Source organism: Bombella sp. ESL0378, assembly GCF_009725845.1.
In the GTDB taxonomy this organism is placed as follows: Bacteria; Pseudomonadota; Alphaproteobacteria; order Acetobacterales; family Acetobacteraceae; genus Bombella; species Bombella pollinis.
Map to the genome: position 1 here is coordinate 315,561 of NZ_WNIF01000005.1, position 17,724 is coordinate 333,284.

Consider the following 17,724-nt stretch of genomic DNA (forward strand, 5'->3'; position numbering starts at 1 on the left):
ATGAGGATGGTCATATCCCGCAAAGCCGTGGTCTGCCTTATTGGCGGGGCCGCGGCTTTGGTGCTTTTAGCGGTGTTATATCTTTTTTATTGGTCTTATCAGAGCAACGCTTTGTGGCGTATCGTGCGTCATTGTGGGGTGGATTCTGATCACAACCCTTGTGCCGTATATAAGGCGAAGGATGGCTATGCCATTCTTAAAGCGCGTGAGGGGAGAGGGCAGTATTTGCTTATCCCGACTCAACCTTTGCGCGGTATTGAATCAGCATATCTTTTGCGGAGTGATAGCCCGCCTTATTTAGCGCAAGCGTGGGGGTATCGTCAGCTTGTTGCACAAGCCTATGGCTGGCCAATAGCGGATACTCGCCTCTCTTTGGCCATCAATTCCCGCAGGGCGCGTAGCCAAGAACAGCTTCATATTCATATAGATTGCGTGCGTAAGGATGTATGGCAGCAAGTAACGCATTTACCGCAGGAACAATCGGCGGGGGAGCTGCGTTTATTAGGGCATATGTATCATTGGTGGCGCATTCCTGCACGTTCCTTACCTTTATGGCGCATTGAGTCCATCTTTCCTCAAGGGGCGGATGAGACGGAGCGTGGTCGGTACGGCTTGGCTGTAATCGCCGTGCAAGAGGGCTTTATTCTGCTGCGTAGCCGTGCTGCTGGGATGGTGTGGGGATATGCGGAGGAGCTACAGGATCATCACTGTACGCCATAATTGCACGATGCCCGCTAATGGGATTGGCGCAGTGGGGCGAGCAAACGGTTGAGGTAATCAAGCTCGCTTTGCGGGCGTGTGCGGTCTGAGGCCCGGCGTTGGAGTTCGCGCTCAATATCATGGGCGCGGTTTGTATCATGGTCGGGGATATGGGCATCAGAATCCGAGCTATCATCCATCTTCCGGCCTAGCGGGTCTTGGTTTTTAGGTTGTTTCTCGTCTTCTGGTTCGTCATTATCCTGGCCACCATTAGGGTCATCCTCTGGGGAGACACCAGCACTGCCATTGGGGTCTTCTGTTGAGGAGGCAGAAGGTGGTGGGATGAAGCCAAGATGGCCTTTACTCGTCTGCTGTGCTGCGGCTTGATTTTTCTTCATATCATGGCGCGCTTGGGAGAGGTCCTCCAAAACAGTTTGGATGGTGCGCACACTGACCTCATCCTCTCGGTTAGCCAGATTATGCAGAACAGGCCCCATATCCGCTTCGGCTTTTACGAGATTAGGCATTTTCTTTTTTGTTAATGCTTCACCGCGTTTATTTAAGATATGGGTAAGGTGGCGGAGGGCATATTGCGTGGCATGGTCTTGTTGGCGACCTTCTGCATGGCTGAGAAGGGCCGTAGGGTCTAGCGGAGTGGTGGCGGGGCCAGTGCCCTCATGCGAGGCCATGCCTAATTGGCTGAGCAACTCCGCCGTGGACATTTGGGAAACATCCTTATGCGATTCCATAACTGAGGAGGTGGGTTGCTCCGCAGCGAGGCGTTTTTGAGCATGATTGAGTAGCTCTGTCTCTTGGCGGATAAGCTCGCGCAGGGCCATGCGCTGGTTGCGTGCTTCAGCTTGTGCCTGCATGGAGGCAGCTAGTGCTTGCATATCTGGCAAGGTTGCTTGGCGCATTTGCTCGGCAGGTTCCAGCATGGCTTTAAGATGCTCTAGGGCTTGTGGAATATGGCCTGCTAGGGCTTCAGCCTGCACATGCTCGGCAAGGCGTACCCAGGGCATCCCTTTGCCATCCGGCATAGGCATGACCAACCCATTACGATTCGCTTTTTGGAAGATGAAGGCGAGGTGTTGCCCTAAGGCCTCTTTGAGACGATTCAATTCATCATGCAGAGCGTCTTGTTCATGAGGCGGTGGAGGGCTTGGTTGTTGGGCTAACGCCAGTAAATGCAACCGCACGGCATTTTGTAGAGCACGAACATGGAGCATAGACGCGGCAATGACCTCGCCGGTTTGTTCGCGGTCTTCTTCATAAAGAGCGTTGAACCATAGTTGCTCGTTAATATGTTCGCTTGGAAGGCCCGCTATGATGCGTTGACGGAGCCAAATAAGAGGCAAAGCGACATCAGAGGGTAAAGAGAGCGAGGTAAGAAGGCCCAGTGCATGGGCTGTTTGGGTAGGGTCATCCTGCCCACTCGCAAGGCGGAGCCGTAGAGCGAGCAAAGCACGGCTGACGGGATTATGAAACGGGCGATGGCCAAGCCGGAATGTTTGTGGTGGGGAGCAAGCTTGTTTGTTGGAGCTACTTGTTGCGCAGAGGCGGCCTACGACCTTTAGCCCTGCAAAGGGGTTGTCTGAGAGGTCCAGCGATGTGGTCTCATGTGCTTTGCGTGTATGTGGTTTTAAGGGAAGGGGGCTGCGTATTTCGTGCGCTTTATTCGGCGTATGAGAGGGGGGAATGATGGGGTAGAGCCGTACCTCCAATGCTGTAACGCCATGAGGCTGGGCAACAGACCATGGAATATGAGTATGCCAGTCATCACTTGTTTTGGGGCCAGCTTTGCCATCCCAACGGATATCAGGGGGGGTATCATGACTAATTTGCACAGACCAATGGCCCATGACCCGGCCACGATAGGATAAAGTGAGGGTGTGGCTTTTAATGAGGGCCGTTTCTATTTGCCATTCCCCTGTAGGGAGATGATTATAGTGAATATGTTTCTGCCCCCGCAAAGAAGGCCTAGTTGTAGCCCCCCCTACGAGGATATGCACTACCGCGCCTTCTGGTAAGGTGAGAGGGGGCATATGAGGGGTTAGGAAGAGAGGAGCCCCCGGTGCGTAATGTGGCAGGTTGACCCATCCTTGAAGCGTAGGGAGCGGGACGGAATCGTCATCATGACCGGGGAGGAAACCCGCTTTTAGGCGTAAGCCAAGGTGCGGTCCCGCTACGCTTGCGAGGCTGATAAGGCCGATGAGAAGACAGAGCGCGGTTAACCGCTCTGCCCAATGATGGAAGAAACGAGGGGGGCGTAGGCGCAGCGTTTTCAGTGAGTCCAAAAGCTGCTGGTGATGGAGGGCCCAAAGCTGTCCAGCTTGATGTTTTTGCTCCTGAGAGGCTGTTTTTATTAAAGCGGGACGGTCTGTAAGAGCCTCAAGCGGACGGAAGTTTAACCCTCCATCGCGGGCTATGCGTTGATCAATATCCTCTAGTGAGGGGGGTGGGCTATGATATAGCGCGTAGCTTGCCCAGCCGATAACACTTCCAAAAAGAGCAAGCTCCAGCACAAAATGAAGATAATCCGGCAGAGATTGCGGAAGGTGGAGGCAGGCAGCACACCCCCATAGCCCGATAAGCAGCACAAGCCAGCGCAGATAGTGCCACACACGCTCCACCTGCAACCGGCGGGCGGCTTTCCGCTTGAGGCGCGCAAATTGGGGGGGGAGGAGTTGGGCCTTCACGAGCGTTAGGGGCGGGCTAACCAGCTAGGGACAACGTCTTGTGCGAGAAGCTCATCAAGCGTTTGGCGTTTACGGATGACGGCCTCTTGGCCATTACTAATCATGATTTGTGCTGCAAAAGGACGAGAATTATAGGTCGAGCTCATCACTGTGCCATAAGCCCCTGCATCTAAAAGGGCAATAAGGTCGCCTTTTTTAAGAGGTGGTAAGGTACGTTGACGGGCGAAAATATCGCTGCTTTCACAAATCGGGCCAACAACATCAACGCGTTCTTCAAGCGTGTCTGTAGGTGGGGCGTGTAAGGGTAAGATACCATGCCATGAATCATACATAGCGGGGCGAACAAGGTCATTCATCCCGGCATCAATGATAACAAAACGGCGCGCTGCCTCTTTAACATTAATAACGCGCGCAAGCAGCACCCCCGCCGGGGCTGCGAGCCAACGGCCCGGTTCGATATGAAGGTGAACGTCCAATCCCCCCAATGTCTCGGCAATGACCTTAGCCCAGAGCGCAGGCGGGGGAGCGTCCTCACCACGATAGGCGATGCCAAGCCCGCCGCCGCAATCAATATCGGTGACAGATAAACCATCTGCGCGGAGGGTCTTAACGAGCTCCGCAATGCGTTCATACCCTTTGCGGAAGGGGGCTTCCGCCAGCATTTGGCTACCGAGATGGACCGCTAGACCGACAAGCTCCACCCCCTTCATCTCCTGCTGTGTGCGGCGATATAAGGCAGGGATGAGGTTATAAGCGATGCCAAACTTATCTTCAGCGCGTCCGGTTGTGATTTTACTATGGGTTTGGGCATCAATATCGGGATTAACGCGGAAGGCAACGCGCACACGTTGTTGAAGGGTCTCGGCAAGGTGGTTGATGCGGGTTAGTTCTTCAATACTTTCGATATTGATTTGGCCTATGTTTTGCTGGATGGCATAGGTCAATTCGTCATCAGTTTTACCGATTCCCGAAAAGACGATATGGCGCGCTTCCATCCCCGCTGTAAGGGCGCGCTTTAGCTCCCCCCCGCTGACAACATCCGCGCCAAAGCCACATTGTGCGAGGACGTTTAAGCAGGCTTGATGATCCTGCGCTTTTACGGCGAAATGATAGCCCATAGATAGGCCGCGCTCTTTAAAAGCGGCCTGCATGTTATGTGCACGTTGGCGCAATGTGTCGGCACTGATAACCCAGCTTGGCGTACCATAATGCTCAGCGAGGGGGGCTAGGGCTGTTCCATCCATCATTAAACCCTGCTTGTTGTCATAATGCAGGTTGGGATGAGTCGCGAGGAGGCGATGGAAGGTCGGGTCTGAAGCTGCGGAAGTCATGCCTGCATGATTACAGACCAGTAGCGTAAATGGGAAGATGTCTCTTTAGAGAAAGCATTCACTTTGGCTCAGCCAGCAGCAAGAATGATGGGCTTCTGAAATCCTTTATTCAATAAAGAATGTTATAATCCCGGCTTATAGAGGAAGATTTTTCTTATAAAAAGGAGATTATTAAAACATTATGACGAAAAGAAAGATACTTGTCACATTTGCAGGGCGTGAAGACCGGATGGGTCTTTTAAGAAAGCATATTTCGTCCTTATTAGATGCCGGGTTGTTGGATGAATGGCATGTATGGGATTTTACAAGAACAGAAAAAGACCGTGCTTATATTTCATCACATTATGGTCCTGCATGTTTTTTAAGGCCAGAGGCGGGGTATCATTCTGTTGGGATGATAGAGCGTGGTGCAGGGCGTGATGTGGCATTCATGGCGGCATCAGATGTGCATGTCGCCATTAAAACAGCCGGTCATGATCAATTTTTGGAATATGTGATTGGGGGGTGGCAGAATCGTGGCTCGATGATTCGGCAGTTAGAGGGGGCTGCTTTTTCAACGTATGAGCGGCAGGCAGGGCAATGTTTGCATCAAGCCAGTACGCCGTCTGTTTTATGTGGGCAGCTTAAAGATAAGCTGCGAATTCACTTGAGTGATGAAGGGGCGTTGCAGCTTGGCGTCTCTGCTTACCAATTCCCAGAGGTCCCCTTGCGGGGCGATATTGGTGAGGTAGAGGTTTTCATCCGTGGTGGGTTTGGGAGTTCGGTAGAGCTGCCAGAGGTTACAGGGCCGATTCGGCGTTTTATTGGGGATAGGGGATGCCAGAAGCCTTATTGGCAGGCTTATCAATATTATGTGGAGCGTTATGAGGCGTATAAAGAGGCCATCTTCTTAAAATGTGATGATGATATTATTTACCTGCAAGAAGATCGCATTGCTGACTTTATACGCTGTATTGAAGAACGAACCGATAAGTTTCTCATCTCGGCTAATGTCGTGAATAATGGTGTCTGTGCTTATCTTCAGCAACAAGCTGGGCATTTGCCGCAGGCTCTTGGGGCTTTTGAACATCCTGAAGGGGGTTTTGGAGGGAGCTTATGGCAAGATGGGCAAAAAGCTTATGACGTACATCGTTATTTTGTAACGCAAGGCAAGCCTGCCTTCCCGTTAGGGGAAGCGTTGATGGATGTGGAGGCGCGTCTTTCCATCAATTTCATCGGTTGGCGGGGGGAGATGTTGCGTTATATGCAAATAACGCCGCAAGATGATGATGAGCATATGCTAAGCGTTGTTCTGCCACGGTTTCTTGGTAAAAAGGTGGCGATTTTCTCGGATTTTATGGTCAGTCACCTCAGCTTCTTCCCGCAAGAAGACGCTGTGAAAGCTGATGAAATCATCAAGTTGTACGATACTGCATAAGGAGATTGGTGCACCCGGGAGGACTCGAACCTCCAACCCCCAGATTCGTAGTCTGGTGCTCTATCCAATTGAGCTACGGGTGCAGGGCCTAAAAGGCTAGGCTATAACCCACATGGTGCACCCGGGAGGACTCGAACCTCCAACCCCCAGATTCGTAGTCTGGTGCTCTATCCAATTGAGCTACGGGTGCATCGTGTTGAGGAGGCTTTTATCTGGTCTTCTCAAAAGGTGCAACCCTGCTGAAAGGCTTTTTATAGATTTTCAGCAGGGAGGGGGCCGCCTTAGCGGCGCGTCAGGGTGATGTGGGCATGGCAGCGGGGGGTTGTAAAGTTCCCGCCGATGGCTGTGCCTACGGGATAGCCCTCAAAAACCTGCCGGTAGGGAGTGTGATTCATCCCTTCATCCACTTGCTCAGCATGATAGCTTTGCTGGCCCGGCTGGTAGGTGCCGTGCAGGGCAGCAGAAGTCATACCGGGGTTAAAAACAATATCCTTCCCGCGAATACGCAGAGAGGACATATTCTTTGTAGGGCAGACTCCCTCATCTCTTACAAGCTTGCCGACCCATGTACCGTATGGGTCGTGCGCGGGGTCGGGTAGGGAGGAGCAAGCCCCAAGGAGAAGAAGGCCAAAGAGACAGGGGAGAGGAGTAAGACGCATAGGCAAGCTCTGATAAATATGTTTTGAGGGTAAAGCCGCAGGAAAATAAGGATGACCTTGGCGGCCTGTCGTCCTATAGAGATAGCACGAAATGACTATTGTGCCATATCCAGAAGGCGAGGCCGGACCGTGACGCAGAAAAGCGCAGAGACTCTTCAACATCTTGATGAAACCCTTCATGAGGACCGTATCCTGATTTTGGATTTCGGTAGCCAAGTGACCCAGCTCATCGCTCGGCGTGTGCGGGAAAGCGGCGTTTATTGTGAGATATGGCCTTTTACCTCCACATTGGAGAAGATTCGCGCTTTCAACCCGCGTGGGATTATCCTCTCTGGTAGTCCCGCTAGTGTGCATGATGATAATGCACCAACCCTACCAGATGGTGTGTTGGAGCTTGGCCGTCCTATTTTGGGAATCTGCTACGGCCAGCAAGTATTGTGCCACACACTTGGCGGGCGTGTGGAGACGCATGATCATCGCGAGTTTGGCCGTGCTTATATTGATGTCGCGGAGGAATGTGCGCTCTTTCATGGTTTGTGGGCACAAGGTGGGCGTGAGCAAGTATGGATGAGCCATGGGGACCGCGTTACGGCTCTCCCACCTGGGTTTAAGGCCGTTGCTTATTCCGAAGGTGCGCCATTTGCCATCATCGCTAATGAGGAGCGGCGAATTTATGGCGTGCAATTCCACCCGGAGGTTGTTCATACCCCCCACGGGGCAGAGTTGATTCGTAACTTTACGCATGATGTGGCGGGCTGTTCTGGCACATGGACAATGGCGGGCTTCCGTGACCTAGAGATTGCCCGCATCCGCAAGCAGGTGGGTGATGGCAAGGTGATTTGTGGCCTATCTGGTGGGGTGGATAGCTCTGTTGCGGCAAAGTTGATTCATGATGCGATTGGCGATCAGCTAACCTGCATCTTCGTGGATCCCGGTATTTTACGGGCCGGGGAAGCGGATGAGGTGGTAAAGACCTTTCGGGATCGCTTTAACATTCAGCTCGTTCATCGGGATGCTTCCGACCTGTTCCTTGGTGAGTTGGCAGGGGTTACGGACCCGGAGGTAAAGCGCAAGACCATTGGCCGCTTGTTCATTGAGGTGTTTGAGCAAGAGGCAGCGAAGCTAGGGGGCGCACAATTCCTCGCGCAAGGGACATTGTACCCGGATGTGATTGAGAGTGTTAGCTTTAATGGTGGGCCGTCTGTGACGATTAAGTCCCATCATAATGTGGGTGGCTTGCCAGAGCGGATGAATATGGAGTTGGTTGAGCCGCTGCGTGAACTCTTTAAGGATGAGGTGCGTGCTTTAGGCCGTGAGATTGGCGTGCCAGAGCATATTGTGGGGCGGCATCCCTTCCCCGGGCCGGGGCTGGCTATTCGCATCCCCGGGGATATCACGCGGGAGAAGTTGGACCTTTTACGCAAGGTAGATAGCATCTATCTGGAGGAAATCCGTAAGGCTGGCTTGTATGACGAGATTTGGCAGGCTTTTGCTGTCCTTCTGCCTGTGCGTACAGTCGGTGTGATGGGTGATGACCGCACTTATGACCAAGCGTGCGCCTTGCGTGCCGTCACTAGCACGGATGGCATGACGGCGGAGGTCTATCCCTTTAGCTTCGAGTTCCTCAACCGGGTTGCAGGGCGCATCGTGAACGAAGTCCGCGGTATTAACCGCGTAACTTACGACATCACCTCCAAACCCCCGGGTACGATCGAGTGGGAGTGAGCAGAGTTAGGAGAACGTTCTAGCGTTGGTTGTAAACCCGTCGGGAGGGACGGGTTTATAAGGGTGGGAATCTAAGGCTCAGGAGCCAAAATGCTCAGCAACCTCCTTGCACATCTCGGATATCTTCTGATTTGTTTCCTTTTCTGAGTTACGATATGCTCCGCGCTTGTCACTACCATAGTGCGTATAGTCTTCGGTGAGCCAATGTCTAATGATTGGTTCAATGACGCGATGTACGTCCTCTTTTGTTAAAAGAGAACCGATTTCCTTTTTGGTTTCTTCTACGCGCTTACGATCGGGCCCATGAACATTGAAGTATAGGTCTACGGAGCCAAAAAAGCTACGAACTCGTCTAGCGAGGATCTCTTCTGCTTGCGATTTTGTTACTGAGCCTGTCATTTGGTGCGCCTTCACTGCTTTAAAAGTTTCTACGGATACTCCTACAGTATTGCCGGTAAGTTTCTGCCCCGCTTTTCTGGCAGGGCAGGGTTGCTCCTTATAGGGGCATTTTTTGGGGGAATGAGGGTGAATACGGCTTGCCCAAATGCTCATCCCTTGGCAGGGATAAGGGGATGAGAGTGTTTGTTCCTTTTTCCCACAGGTTATTTAAGCAAGGGGTTGTGCCCTTTGCGGTGATGGCCTTGTCGCTCGGGGGGCCTGCTTATGGGGTGGGTCAGGAGCAAGACGAGTCTCAAAAAAACCATCGCGTTCATCACCATGGCAAACATCATGCAGGGGCGCAGGCTCATGCAAAGGAGGCGAAAGCTGCGAAAGCAAAAGCCGGAGCTGGGAAAGGCTCGCCTCATGCGGCCAAGCATGGGGGAGGGGCTGCGCGTAATCGTGCGTTGGAGCGTAAGGCGGCCGCTGCCGCCGCGGCGGCAAGTGCTGCAAAAGCTGCCCATCCTGCTCCGCCAGCCGTGCCCGATAATGTAGGGACGGAGACGAAATTGCCGCTCCCACGCTTTGCCTCTATGCGAGCAGACCGTGTGTATATGCGGCGCGGCCCGGGTGAGCGGTACCCGATTGATTGGGTGTATCATCGCCGTGGGTACCCGGTGAAAATTGAACGTGAGTTTGGGGTTTGGCGTCTTGTGGAAGACTCAGATGGCCAAAAGGGATGGGTGCATCAGGTCACACTGCATAGCAGCCGTTCCTTCCTTATACCCGGCTCCTCATCCTATGATGGGGATGCGTCTAAAGTTTCGATCACGGGGCATGCTGATTCGCGCATTGTGACCTATCGGTCTGCGGGAGAGGTAGCACGGGGTCAGAATCGTGACGTCCCGCTGATGAGCTCGGAGAAGCCTGATCAGAAGATTGTTGCCCTGCTAGAGCCGGGTACAGTTGGTACGATTAAAGCTTGTCCACAGGGTTTATCATGGTGTCATGTTACAGTCAGGGGCTATGACGGGTGGGTTGAACGCCGCCTGTTATGGGGGCTTTTACCCGATGAAATCATTCAGCCTGACTGACCAAATGAAAAGTCGAGGAATGTTATGACAGCCAACATCCATCATCGCCGCACGCGGATTGTTGCGACCCTCGGGCCGGCTTCACAGACTGCTGAGCAGATTCTTAATCTTGCCAAGACTGGTGTGAATGTTTTCCGCCTGAACTTCTCCCACGGTGCTCATGATGAGCACGCCGCCCGCCACAAAGCTGTGCGCGAGGCTGAGGCCAAGCTGGGGCGTCCTCTGGCTGTTCTGGCGGACTTCCAGGGCCCCAAATTGCGCGTTGGCGTGTTTAAAGACGGGCCGGTTGAGCTGAAGGTCGGGCAAAAGTTTAACCTAGACCTTGATAAAGCTCCGGGTGATGCTCATCGCGTTAACTTGCCGCACCCAGAGATTATCTCTGCTATTGATGTCGGTCATCGTCTGTTGCTGGATGATGGTAAGCTGGCTCTGCGTGTCACCAAGAAGAACAAAGACTCTCTGGAGACTGAAGTCCTCGTTGGTGGGAAGCTTTCCGAGCGTAAGGGCGTGAACGTCCCTGACGTTGCTCTGCCAATCCCTGCTCTGACAGAGAAGGACCATAAGGACCTTCAATTCGCCCTTTCCATCGGGGTGGATTTGATTGCCCTCTCCTTCGTGCAGCGTCCGGCTGATATTCAAGAAGCACGTGACATCGTTAAGGGCCGCGCTTGGATCATCACCAAGCTGGAAAAACCACAAGCTGTTGAGTGCCTTGAGGAAATCATCCGTCTCTCTGATGGTCTGATGGTGGCTCGTGGGGACCTTGGTGTGGAGCTGCCTGCTGAGGATGTGCCTGTGATTCAGAAGCGCGCCATTAATGAGGCACGCCGTCAGGGTCGCCCGGTCATCGTGGCAACGCAGATGATGGAGAGCATGATCTCCAGCCCAGTGGCAACACGCGCAGAAGTCTCTGACGTTGCAAATGCCGTTTATGATGGTGCCGATGCTGTTATGCTCTCTGCTGAGAGTGCGGCTGGCTCTTTCGGGCCGGAAGCTGTGGCAACGATGGTGCGTGTCACCTCCCGCGTGGAGCAGGACCCAGAATGGCGTGCCCGTATGGACCGTATGCGCCCGGTTGCTGAGCATACCATCCAAGGGGCACAGGCTAAGTCTGCCTTTGATGTAGCGCGTAATGCGCGTGCGGAGGCTCTGGCTGTGCATACAGAGAATGGCCGTAGTGCTGTGCTGGTCTCTCGTGAGCGTCCGCATGAGCCTGTTGTGGCTCTGACCAACGCGGAGACATCACGTCGTCTCTGTGTGGTGTGGGGTGTGTTCCCGAAGGTTGTCTCCAGCAAGGATGATGTGAAGGCTGTTGGCGAGTTCGCTAAGAGCGGTGAGCATGTTGTTCTGCTCGACAGCTCCAAGAACCTGCGTATTGTTAAGGTCTAATCCTTACGGATTGCAGGTCATCACCTCTGATGGTTTCAGTCGTCAGAGGTGATGAGACTAAAAGCCCCCGGCAGGGTTCATCCTCTGCTGGGGGCTTTTTTATAATGGGGTCGTTATAGCGTGAGGGCGGTTAGTTTTGGGGCTCTGGCATCAAGCCGCGCCGAATATGCCGCCCGCGTTGGAGGTTTTGCATTATGGCCTCGCTATCATCTTCTTGAATGGCTTTAACCATGCGATGCGCATCTTCCTCAAACCGCTTAAATGTGGCGAGGAGGACATCTTTATTGGTCAGGAAAATATCGCGCCACATAATCGGGTCGGATGCCGCAATGCGTGTAAAATCCCGAAAGCCAGAGGCCGCATATTCTAACACATCAGTTTGTAGGTCAGCCGAAAGCCGGTCTGCTGTGTTGCAGATAGTAAAGGCCAGTAAATGCGGCAAATGGCTCACAATGGCACATACTTGGTCGTGATATTGGTCGGTCATTTGCCGTGTGCGTGCCCCACAGCGGTGCCAAAAGGCCTCCATAAGCGCGATGGCCTCCGGTGCAGTGCCGGGGGGTGGGATGAGGAGCGTCCAACGGTCCTCAAATAAGGTGGCAAAGCCAGCATCCGGGCCGGAATATTCCGTCCCTGCCATAGGATGGGCAGGGACGTAGCTTACCCCCTCGGGTAGGAGCGCGTGTATCTCTGGCCCTATGTTGCTGCGAACAGAGGCGACATCACTTAGAATAGAACCGGGCTTCATATGGGGGAGGATAGTGGCGGCAACAGCTCTAATAGCCCCTGTTGGGATGCACAGAATTACAAGGTCAGACTGCGCCGCTGCCGCGATGAGGTCGGTTGTGGTTTCATCAGCGATATTCAGCGCGGTTACGCGGTGGAGAACAGCCTCTTGGCAGTCCGCAGCGATGAGCTTTTGGGCGAGTGTGCCTGTTTGTCGAGCACGGCGGAGGATGGAGGAGCCAATTAATCCCGGCCCAACGATGGTTATGGTCTTAAAGAGAGGGGGGGTATCAGCCATTTAGGAACGCCGCTTTAAATGCCGGAACTCATAGAGCTGCCATAAGAGTAGGACAGGGATGCCGATGACAATATCCCGCCCACGGCGTAGTAGGGAAATGCTCATGGCGATGTCGGCATTAATACCAAAGAGATGCCCTAAAGCAACATAACCAGCCTCTTGCACACCTAAAGAGCCGGGGATGAAAAAGCCAGCAGACATAATCCCGCAGACAACACCTTCAATCGCTAACGCATTGAGAAAGCTGCAATGCGCGCCAAGGAGAATGATGGAGAGCCACGTCATAAAAGCACTGCCCATCCAGCAGAGAAGGTGCATCCCCGCGCCTAGTCCGATGCGTGCCGGGTTACCCCATAAGCCTTCCATATAGGATTGGAAGTTCTCAGTATTATCGGCAAGGACATCGCGCCATTCTGCGGAGATATGTTTGGCAAAAAAGCGTGCAAGGGCTTGCAGGGCGTTCCCGCTGCGTTGTTGTGTCCAAATAAAACCAGCCACCCCGCAGGTAAGAAACACCATCCCAATACTGAGCGGCCACATAAACCGCCCTGCATCGGCCTGGCCAATCAGGCACAGGAGGGCGATGATGATAAAGACAATCTGGCCCAAAACTTCGGTTGTAATATCGACAATATTTGCGGCAATACCCTCCATCCAGTTAATGGGCTGCTCATTGGTGGTATGGCGGGCATGGCCAGCGGTTGTGGCACGGATGCCAAGTAGCATCCCGCCGAGTTGGGAGAAAGGCAAGCAGGCCGCTGCGGCATCTCGTACAAAACGTGAGGCGGTTAGCCGGGTAAAACTAATATCGGGGATGCTGCTCTTCCATGCGAAGCCGAGAAGAAAATTGATAGCGAGTTGGCAGAGAAGCAGCAGAAAAAAGCCCGAGAGGCCAATTTTAGCAAGGCTTAGGAGAATCGGATGTATCCCAGCCCGCAAGGTGAGGATGCAAAAGAGGGTAATTCCTGCCAGAGACAGGATGTAGGGGAGCATTTTCTTCAAGATGGCCGCCGCAAGTCAGTTCAGTTTGACCCCTTCTAGGCTACTCTGGGAGGAAGGTCCAATCAGAGGGGGCTTTACCGGCTATGCAGTGGGGGCTTATATCCCTCAAGATAATGCTGGTAGGAAGGAAAGAGCGGTTATGGCAGAAGAAATCACCCTGATTACCGGTGCAACCGGCTTTGTAGGGTCCGCTGTGGCGCGCGTTTTGCTAGAGCGCGGGCATAAGCTGCGTCTTTTTGTCCGCCATACATCAGACCGCAGTAATGTAGCGGATCTACCGGTGGAGTTCGCTGTTGGGGACCTTTCCGACCAAGCGAGCATGGAGGCTGCGTTGGAGGGGGTATCCTATCTCTTTCATGTCGCAGCGGATTATCGGTTATGGGTGCCTGACCCTGATGCGATGATGCGCGCGAATGTGGAGGGTACGCGTCAGTTAATGATCGCGGCTAAAAAAGCAGGTGTAAAGCGGGTTGTTTATTGTTCCTCCGTTGCAGCTCTTGCCACGGCCCGCAATGGGGTGCCGGCTACGGAATCATCCCCTGTGACGGAGGATCAGATTGTTGGGGCGTATAAACGCTCTAAATATCGTGCAGAGCAAGAGGTCTTACGCCTTGTGCGGGAGGAAGGGCTGCCCGCGGTGATTGTAAATCCCTCCACCCCAGTCGGGCCACGCGATATTAAGCCAACCCCAACAGGGCAGATGATTCTTGATGCTGCTACAGGGCGTATGCCCGCTTATGTGGAGACGGGGTTGAATATCGTCCATGTGGATGATGTTGCTGAAGGCCACGTCCTTGCTTTTGAGCGTGGGACGATTGGCGAGAAATATATTCTCGGCGGGGAGAATATCATGCTGGGGGACCTTTTTGGCATGGTAGCGGAGATTGTGCATAGAAAACCCCCGCGCATCCAGCTCAAGCAATCATGGTTGTATCCTGTTGCCTGTGTGTCGGAGCTATTAGCGCGCAGTTGTGGCATAGAGCCGCGCGTAACACGGGAGATGCTGGTGATGTCTAAGAAGCTGATGTTCTTCTCCTCAGAGAAAGCAGAGCGCGAGCTAGGCTACCGTCCCCGTGCGGCGCGTCAGGCCCTTACGGATGCGATTGCGTGGTTTAAAACCCATAAATCAGGGCAGTTTTCAGCATGATAACGGAGTCGGGCGGGGAGGGTTATATGCAAGAGCAAGAAGAGGCACGCCTGTGGGGGGCGCATGATGTTTCATCCTCAAAAGGGATGAAGGATGAGAACTTCCCGGTCGGGTCATTCCTCATTGCTCCGCGCGTGAGGCCGGCTGTCCATGCTTATTATCGTTTTGCGCGTATTGCTGATGATATGGTGGATAATGCCCAGCTTTCTGCCACGCAAAAGGTGGACCGGCTGACAGCGTTGCGGGATGTCCTTTACGGGCGGCGGCGTCCGCCTGCTGGGCGCGCTGATGGGTGGAGTGCCGTTGTGCTACGCACTGTGCTGCAAGAGCATGGCCTACCTTTGGAGGTGGGGGGCGATTTAATCACCGCTTTCATTATGGATGCTGAGAAAGCCCGTTACGAGCATTGGTCGGAGCTTCTGCATTATTGCCGTTATTCCGCCAATCCTGTGGGGCGGTTTTTGCTGATGCTGCATAAAGAGAGTGAGGAGACATTCGGCCCTTCCGATGCGCTTTGCACGGCGTTGCAAATTGTCAATCACATGCAGGATGTTAAGGGTGACCTTAAAACGCTGAATCGGTGTTATGTGCCTTTGCCTTGGTTGGCGGCAGAAAATGTGGGGATAGAGGACCTCCTCCTCGCGCGGAGTAAGCCGGGTGTGCGGCGCGTGTTTGACCAAATGCTCGCCCATGTTGATGCGTTAAATGAGGAAGCGGCCCGCTTGCCTGCTTTGGTAAAAGACCGCCGGATGCGCTTGGAGGCTGCGGTTATTGTTGCTTTATGCCGCCGTTTGAGCGCACGCTTACGCCATCAAGACCCGATAGCAGAGCGTGTAGCTCTCACCAAACTAGATGGCCTGCGCGCATTAAGCTGGGCGATGCGGTATATCCGTTGAGTTCTTTTAATGTGTAGCTCTTGGCCTGATATGGCCTTTAAGAGTAAGACAGATTTACATTACTGTTAGAAAAGCAAGAGGAAGATATGGTCTCCACGCATCACAAAGAGTCCCAAGGTTTGCCCTGCGCTCCATCGGACCTAAATTATGTGGAGGAGATCGTTAACCGTTCTGGCACATCCTTTGGGCGCGGGATGAAGATTCTACCCCCTATAAAGCGCGATGGCATGTATGCGATCTATGCTTTCTGCCGGCTGGTGGATGATATTGCCGATGGTGATATCCCTCTGGATGACCCAGCCTTCGTTTTGGAGGGGTGGAAAGAGCGCATCGCTGCTTTGTATCAAGGCCATACAGAAGATGCGTTGGACCGTGTTCTTCATGCTGCGATTGAGCAATTCGGTTTGCAGCAAGATGATTTCATCGCCGTGATTGAGGGGATGAAGATGGATTGCGGCGCGCCCATTATTGCGCCTGATGAAGCCACGTTGGATTTATATTGCGACCGTGTGGCCTCGGCTGTGGGGCGGCTTTCTGTTCGCATATTTGGCACGCCAGAGCCAGAGGGGGATGAGCTGGCTTATCATCTGGGGCGTGCGTTGCAGCTTACCAATATTTTGCGGGATGTCGCAGAGGATGCCTCCCGTGGGCGGCTTTATCTCCCTACTGAGCTTTTGCAGCGTTATGGCGTTCCTGCCGATCCAACTGAGGCTCTTTATGCTGTCGGGCTAGAGGGGTTGTGCCGGATTATCGCAGGGCGGGCGGAAGACCATTTCCGCAAAGCTTATGCGGTGATGGCCCGTTGTCCTGCGGCAACGGTACGGCCAGCGCGCATTATGGCAGCTTCATACCGCGTGACCTTAGCCGCACTCCGGCGGCGTGGTTGGAGTAACCCAGAGGCGCCTTTACGGGTCTGCTCGGTATGGAAGAAGCTTTCCATGCTCTTAGCGGCCTTTGGGGTCTCGCTGTGAGCCATGTTCACATCATCGGCGGGGGGCTTGCTGGCCTTTCTGCCGCAGTGGAGCTTGCTCCCCAAGCGCAGGTAACACTTTATGAGGCTGGCCCTGCCTGTGGTGGGCGGGCACGGTCCTTTCACGATAAAGCGTTGGATTGCGTGATTGATAATGGCAATCACCTTATTCTTTCAGCAAATCCCTATACATTTCGTTATCTGGACCTTTTAGGTGCGCGCGGTACGTTAAAAGGGCCGGGGAGGCCGCTTTTCCCGTGGTATGATTTAGAGGCGGACCTTTCTTGGGTCTTGCGGCTCTCTAAGGGGCGGATTCCCTTTTGGTTATTCCGTAAAGAGCATCGCGTGCCGGGGATGAGATGGGGGGAGTTGATGGCCCTCCCGCGTTTGATGAAGGCTGATGACGATATGTGTGTGGGGGAATGTCTCTCATCAGGAGCATTGTCGCGCCGTCTGTTGGAGCCTTTGGCGGTCTCTGCGTTGAATACGGATATTGAGCAAGGAAGTGCCCGCTTGCTGGGCAATATTGTGCGGCAAACCTTAGCTAAGGGAGGGACGGCATGTTGCCCTTGGACGGCTGCGCATGGTTTGTCAGAAAGTTTCGTCACTCCGGCTATGGCTTATCTGGAGAGCTTTCATGCCCAAATATTAACGGGGACGCGCGTATCTGCTTTGCGGGAAGAAGGAGGGCGCATTACGGCGTTAGAGACATCTGGCGGGGAGGTTTCCCTTGGGGCTGAAGATGTCGTTATTCTTGCTGTACCGGCCCCTGTGGCTACGGGGTTGATGCCCTCCATTACTGGCCCTGATGCATTTGAGAGCATTGCTAATGCGCATTATCGCTTGGCAGAGCCGCTTAAACCGCATGCAGCATTGCGTGAGGCAGGCTTTATGGGGCTTGTCGGCGGTGTGGCGGAATGGGTCTTTCTGCATGATGAGGTTTTGTCTGTCACAGTGAGTGCGGCGAACCGTTATGCAAGCTGGCAGAATGACGAGATGTTAGCCCATATGTGGCAGGAGCTTCGGCAAGCGTTAAATCCTGCTTTACAGCATCCTCTGCCAGAGGTAATGCCCGCTGCACGGTTGATCCGTGAAAAACGGGCCACCTTTGCAGCCACGCCAGAACAGGATAAGAAGCGGCCTGAGGCAAAAACCTCATACGCTAATCTTGCTCTTGCGGGGGATTGGACGGATACCGGTCTGCCTTCAACGATTGAAGGGGCTATTAAATCTGGTCTTGCCGCAGTGGATGCGTTGGGTTTTCGTTCGGCCGTGAGTGATGTGGCATAAGGCC

General features: G+C 53.6%; 15 protein-coding genes and 2 tRNA genes. 9 read left to right on the plus strand and 8 right to left on the minus strand.

Annotation, left to right across the window (positions count from 1 at the left end; genetic code table 11):
• A complete protein-coding gene (locus GM556_RS03030) occupies nucleotides 1–720 on the plus strand; it encodes a CDP-diacylglycerol diphosphatase (RefSeq protein ID WP_155573018.1) in 720 nt (239 codons plus the stop codon).
• A gap of 14 nt (nucleotides 721–734) precedes the next feature.
• Here the strand turns inward: GM556_RS03030 and GM556_RS03035 are convergent, their stop codons facing one another.
• Complete coding sequence (locus GM556_RS03035) at nucleotides 735–3,398, minus strand: DUF4175 family protein (protein WP_196424763.1); 2,664 nt, start codon at nucleotides 3,396–3,398, stop codon at nucleotides 735–737.
• A 5-nt stretch (nucleotides 3,399–3,403) separates the two neighbouring features.
• Nucleotides 3,404–4,729 carry a diaminopimelate decarboxylase gene (lysA, locus tag GM556_RS03040; protein ID WP_155579211.1) on the minus strand — a complete coding sequence of 442 codons (1,326 nt, stop codon included), beginning with the start codon at nucleotides 4,727–4,729 and terminating at the stop codon, nucleotides 3,404–3,406.
• 181 nt (nucleotides 4,730–4,910) lie between these two features.
• Between lysA and GM556_RS03045 the strand changes: the two genes are divergently transcribed.
• Nucleotides 4,911–6,146, plus strand: a complete 1,236-nt coding sequence (locus GM556_RS03045; RefSeq protein WP_155579212.1) for a hypothetical protein — start codon at nucleotides 4,911–4,913, stop codon at nucleotides 6,144–6,146.
• Nucleotides 6,147–6,152: 6 nt separating this feature from the next.
• Here GM556_RS03045 and GM556_RS03050 read toward each other — a convergent pair.
• The 3 genes from GM556_RS03050 to GM556_RS03060 all read right to left on the minus strand — a co-directional run bounded on the left by GM556_RS03050 (nucleotide 6,153) and on the right by GM556_RS03060 (nucleotide 6,967).
• Nucleotides 6,153–6,229 (minus strand) — tRNA-Arg (locus tag GM556_RS03050).
• 30 nt (nucleotides 6,230–6,259) lie between these two features.
• Nucleotides 6,260–6,336, minus strand: a tRNA-Arg gene (locus GM556_RS03055).
• Between the two features lie 91 nt (nucleotides 6,337–6,427).
• Nucleotides 6,428–6,967, minus strand: coding sequence for a hypothetical protein (locus GM556_RS03060; RefSeq protein WP_230873276.1), 540 nt, complete (start codon nucleotides 6,965–6,967; stop codon nucleotides 6,428–6,430).
• On the opposite strand from GM556_RS03060, the gene guaA reads away from it, so the two are divergent.
• Entirely contained in the window at nucleotides 6,935–8,530 is a 1,596-nt protein-coding gene (gene guaA, locus GM556_RS03065; RefSeq protein ID WP_370513574.1) for a glutamine-hydrolyzing GMP synthase, read from the plus strand. The genes GM556_RS03060 and guaA overlap by 33 nt on opposite strands.
• A gap of 78 nt (nucleotides 8,531–8,608) precedes the next feature.
• Here guaA and GM556_RS03070 read toward each other — a convergent pair whose 3' ends face one another.
• Nucleotides 8,609–8,929, minus strand: coding sequence for a hypothetical protein (locus tag GM556_RS03070; RefSeq protein ID WP_155579214.1), 321 nt, complete (start codon nucleotides 8,927–8,929; stop codon nucleotides 8,609–8,611).
• Nucleotides 8,930–9,102: 173 nt separating this feature from the next.
• Between GM556_RS03070 and GM556_RS03075 the strand changes: the two genes are divergently transcribed.
• Nucleotides 9,103–10,002 carry an SH3 domain-containing protein gene (locus tag GM556_RS03075; RefSeq protein WP_196424589.1) on the plus strand — a complete coding sequence of 300 codons (900 nt, stop codon included), beginning with the start codon at nucleotides 9,103–9,105 and terminating at the stop codon, nucleotides 10,000–10,002.
• 24 nt (nucleotides 10,003–10,026) lie between these two features.
• Complete coding sequence (pyk, locus tag GM556_RS03080; RefSeq protein ID WP_099026025.1) at nucleotides 10,027–11,391, plus strand: pyruvate kinase; 1,365 nt, start codon at nucleotides 10,027–10,029, stop codon at nucleotides 11,389–11,391.
• A gap of 130 nt (nucleotides 11,392–11,521) precedes the next feature.
• On the opposite strand, the gene GM556_RS03085 is transcribed toward pyk, so the two are convergent.
• Complete coding sequence (locus GM556_RS03085) at nucleotides 11,522–12,415, minus strand: prephenate dehydrogenase/arogenate dehydrogenase family protein (protein ID WP_155579215.1); 894 nt, start codon at nucleotides 12,413–12,415, stop codon at nucleotides 11,522–11,524.
• Nucleotides 12,416–13,408, minus strand: coding sequence for a lysylphosphatidylglycerol synthase domain-containing protein (locus GM556_RS03090; RefSeq protein WP_155579285.1), 993 nt, complete (start codon nucleotides 13,406–13,408; stop codon nucleotides 12,416–12,418).
• Between the two features lie 148 nt (nucleotides 13,409–13,556).
• On the opposite strand from GM556_RS03090, the gene hpnA reads away from it, so the two are divergent.
• From hpnA to hpnE, 4 genes are all read left to right on the plus strand, one after another.
• A complete protein-coding gene (hpnA, locus tag GM556_RS03095; protein WP_155579216.1) occupies nucleotides 13,557–14,564 on the plus strand; it encodes a hopanoid-associated sugar epimerase in 1,008 nt (335 codons plus the stop codon).
• A 26-nt stretch (nucleotides 14,565–14,590) separates the two neighbouring features.
• The gene (gene hpnC, locus GM556_RS03100) at nucleotides 14,591–15,460 is read left to right on the plus strand and encodes a squalene synthase HpnC (protein WP_155579217.1); all 870 of its coding nucleotides are present in this window, start codon (nucleotides 14,591–14,593) and stop codon (nucleotides 15,458–15,460) included.
• Between the two features lie 86 nt (nucleotides 15,461–15,546).
• Entirely contained in the window at nucleotides 15,547–16,431 is an 885-nt protein-coding gene (hpnD, locus tag GM556_RS03105) for a presqualene diphosphate synthase HpnD (protein ID WP_155573027.1), read from the plus strand.
• On the plus strand, nucleotides 16,428–17,720 hold the full coding sequence (gene hpnE, locus GM556_RS03110) for a hydroxysqualene dehydroxylase HpnE (protein WP_370513575.1): 1,293 nt from the start codon (nucleotides 16,428–16,430) through the stop codon (nucleotides 17,718–17,720). The genes hpnD and hpnE overlap by 4 nt, the downstream gene beginning before the upstream one ends.
• Nucleotides 17,721–17,724 lie beyond the last annotated feature (4 nt).

What these genes read in the sequence shown, in the direction of transcription:
- GM556_RS03075 (WP_196424589.1), top strand. Translation starts at nt 9,103, where the DNA reads ATGAGAGTGTTTGTTCCTTTTTCCCACAGGTTATTTAAGCAAGGGGTT.
- hpnA (WP_155579216.1), top strand. Translation starts at nt 13,557, where the DNA reads ATGGCAGAAGAAATCACCCTGATTACCGGTGCAACCGGCTTTGTAGGG.
- GM556_RS03060 (WP_230873276.1), bottom strand. Translation starts at nt 6,967, where the DNA reads ATGTTGAAGAGTCTCTGCGCTTTTCTGCGTCACGGTCCGGCCTCGCCT.
- hpnC (WP_155579217.1), top strand. Translation starts at nt 14,591, where the DNA reads ATGCAAGAGCAAGAAGAGGCACGCCTGTGGGGGGCGCATGATGTTTCA.
- GM556_RS03045 (WP_155579212.1), top strand. Translation starts at nt 4,911, where the DNA reads ATGACGAAAAGAAAGATACTTGTCACATTTGCAGGGCGTGAAGACCGG.
- GM556_RS03030 (WP_155573018.1), top strand. Translation starts at nt 1, where the DNA reads ATGAGGATGGTCATATCCCGCAAAGCCGTGGTCTGCCTTATTGGCGGG.
- pyk (WP_099026025.1), top strand. Translation starts at nt 10,027, where the DNA reads ATGACAGCCAACATCCATCATCGCCGCACGCGGATTGTTGCGACCCTC.
- GM556_RS03090 (WP_155579285.1), bottom strand. Translation starts at nt 13,408, where the DNA reads ATGCTCCCCTACATCCTGTCTCTGGCAGGAATTACCCTCTTTTGCATC.
- hpnD (WP_155573027.1), top strand. Translation starts at nt 15,547, where the DNA reads ATGGTCTCCACGCATCACAAAGAGTCCCAAGGTTTGCCCTGCGCTCCA.
- GM556_RS03085 (WP_155579215.1), bottom strand. Translation starts at nt 12,415, where the DNA reads ATGGCTGATACCCCCCCTCTCTTTAAGACCATAACCATCGTTGGGCCG.
- GM556_RS03070 (WP_155579214.1), bottom strand. Translation starts at nt 8,929, where the DNA reads ATGACAGGCTCAGTAACAAAATCGCAAGCAGAAGAGATCCTCGCTAGA.
- lysA (WP_155579211.1), bottom strand. Translation starts at nt 4,729, where the DNA reads ATGACTTCCGCAGCTTCAGACCCGACCTTCCATCGCCTCCTCGCGACT.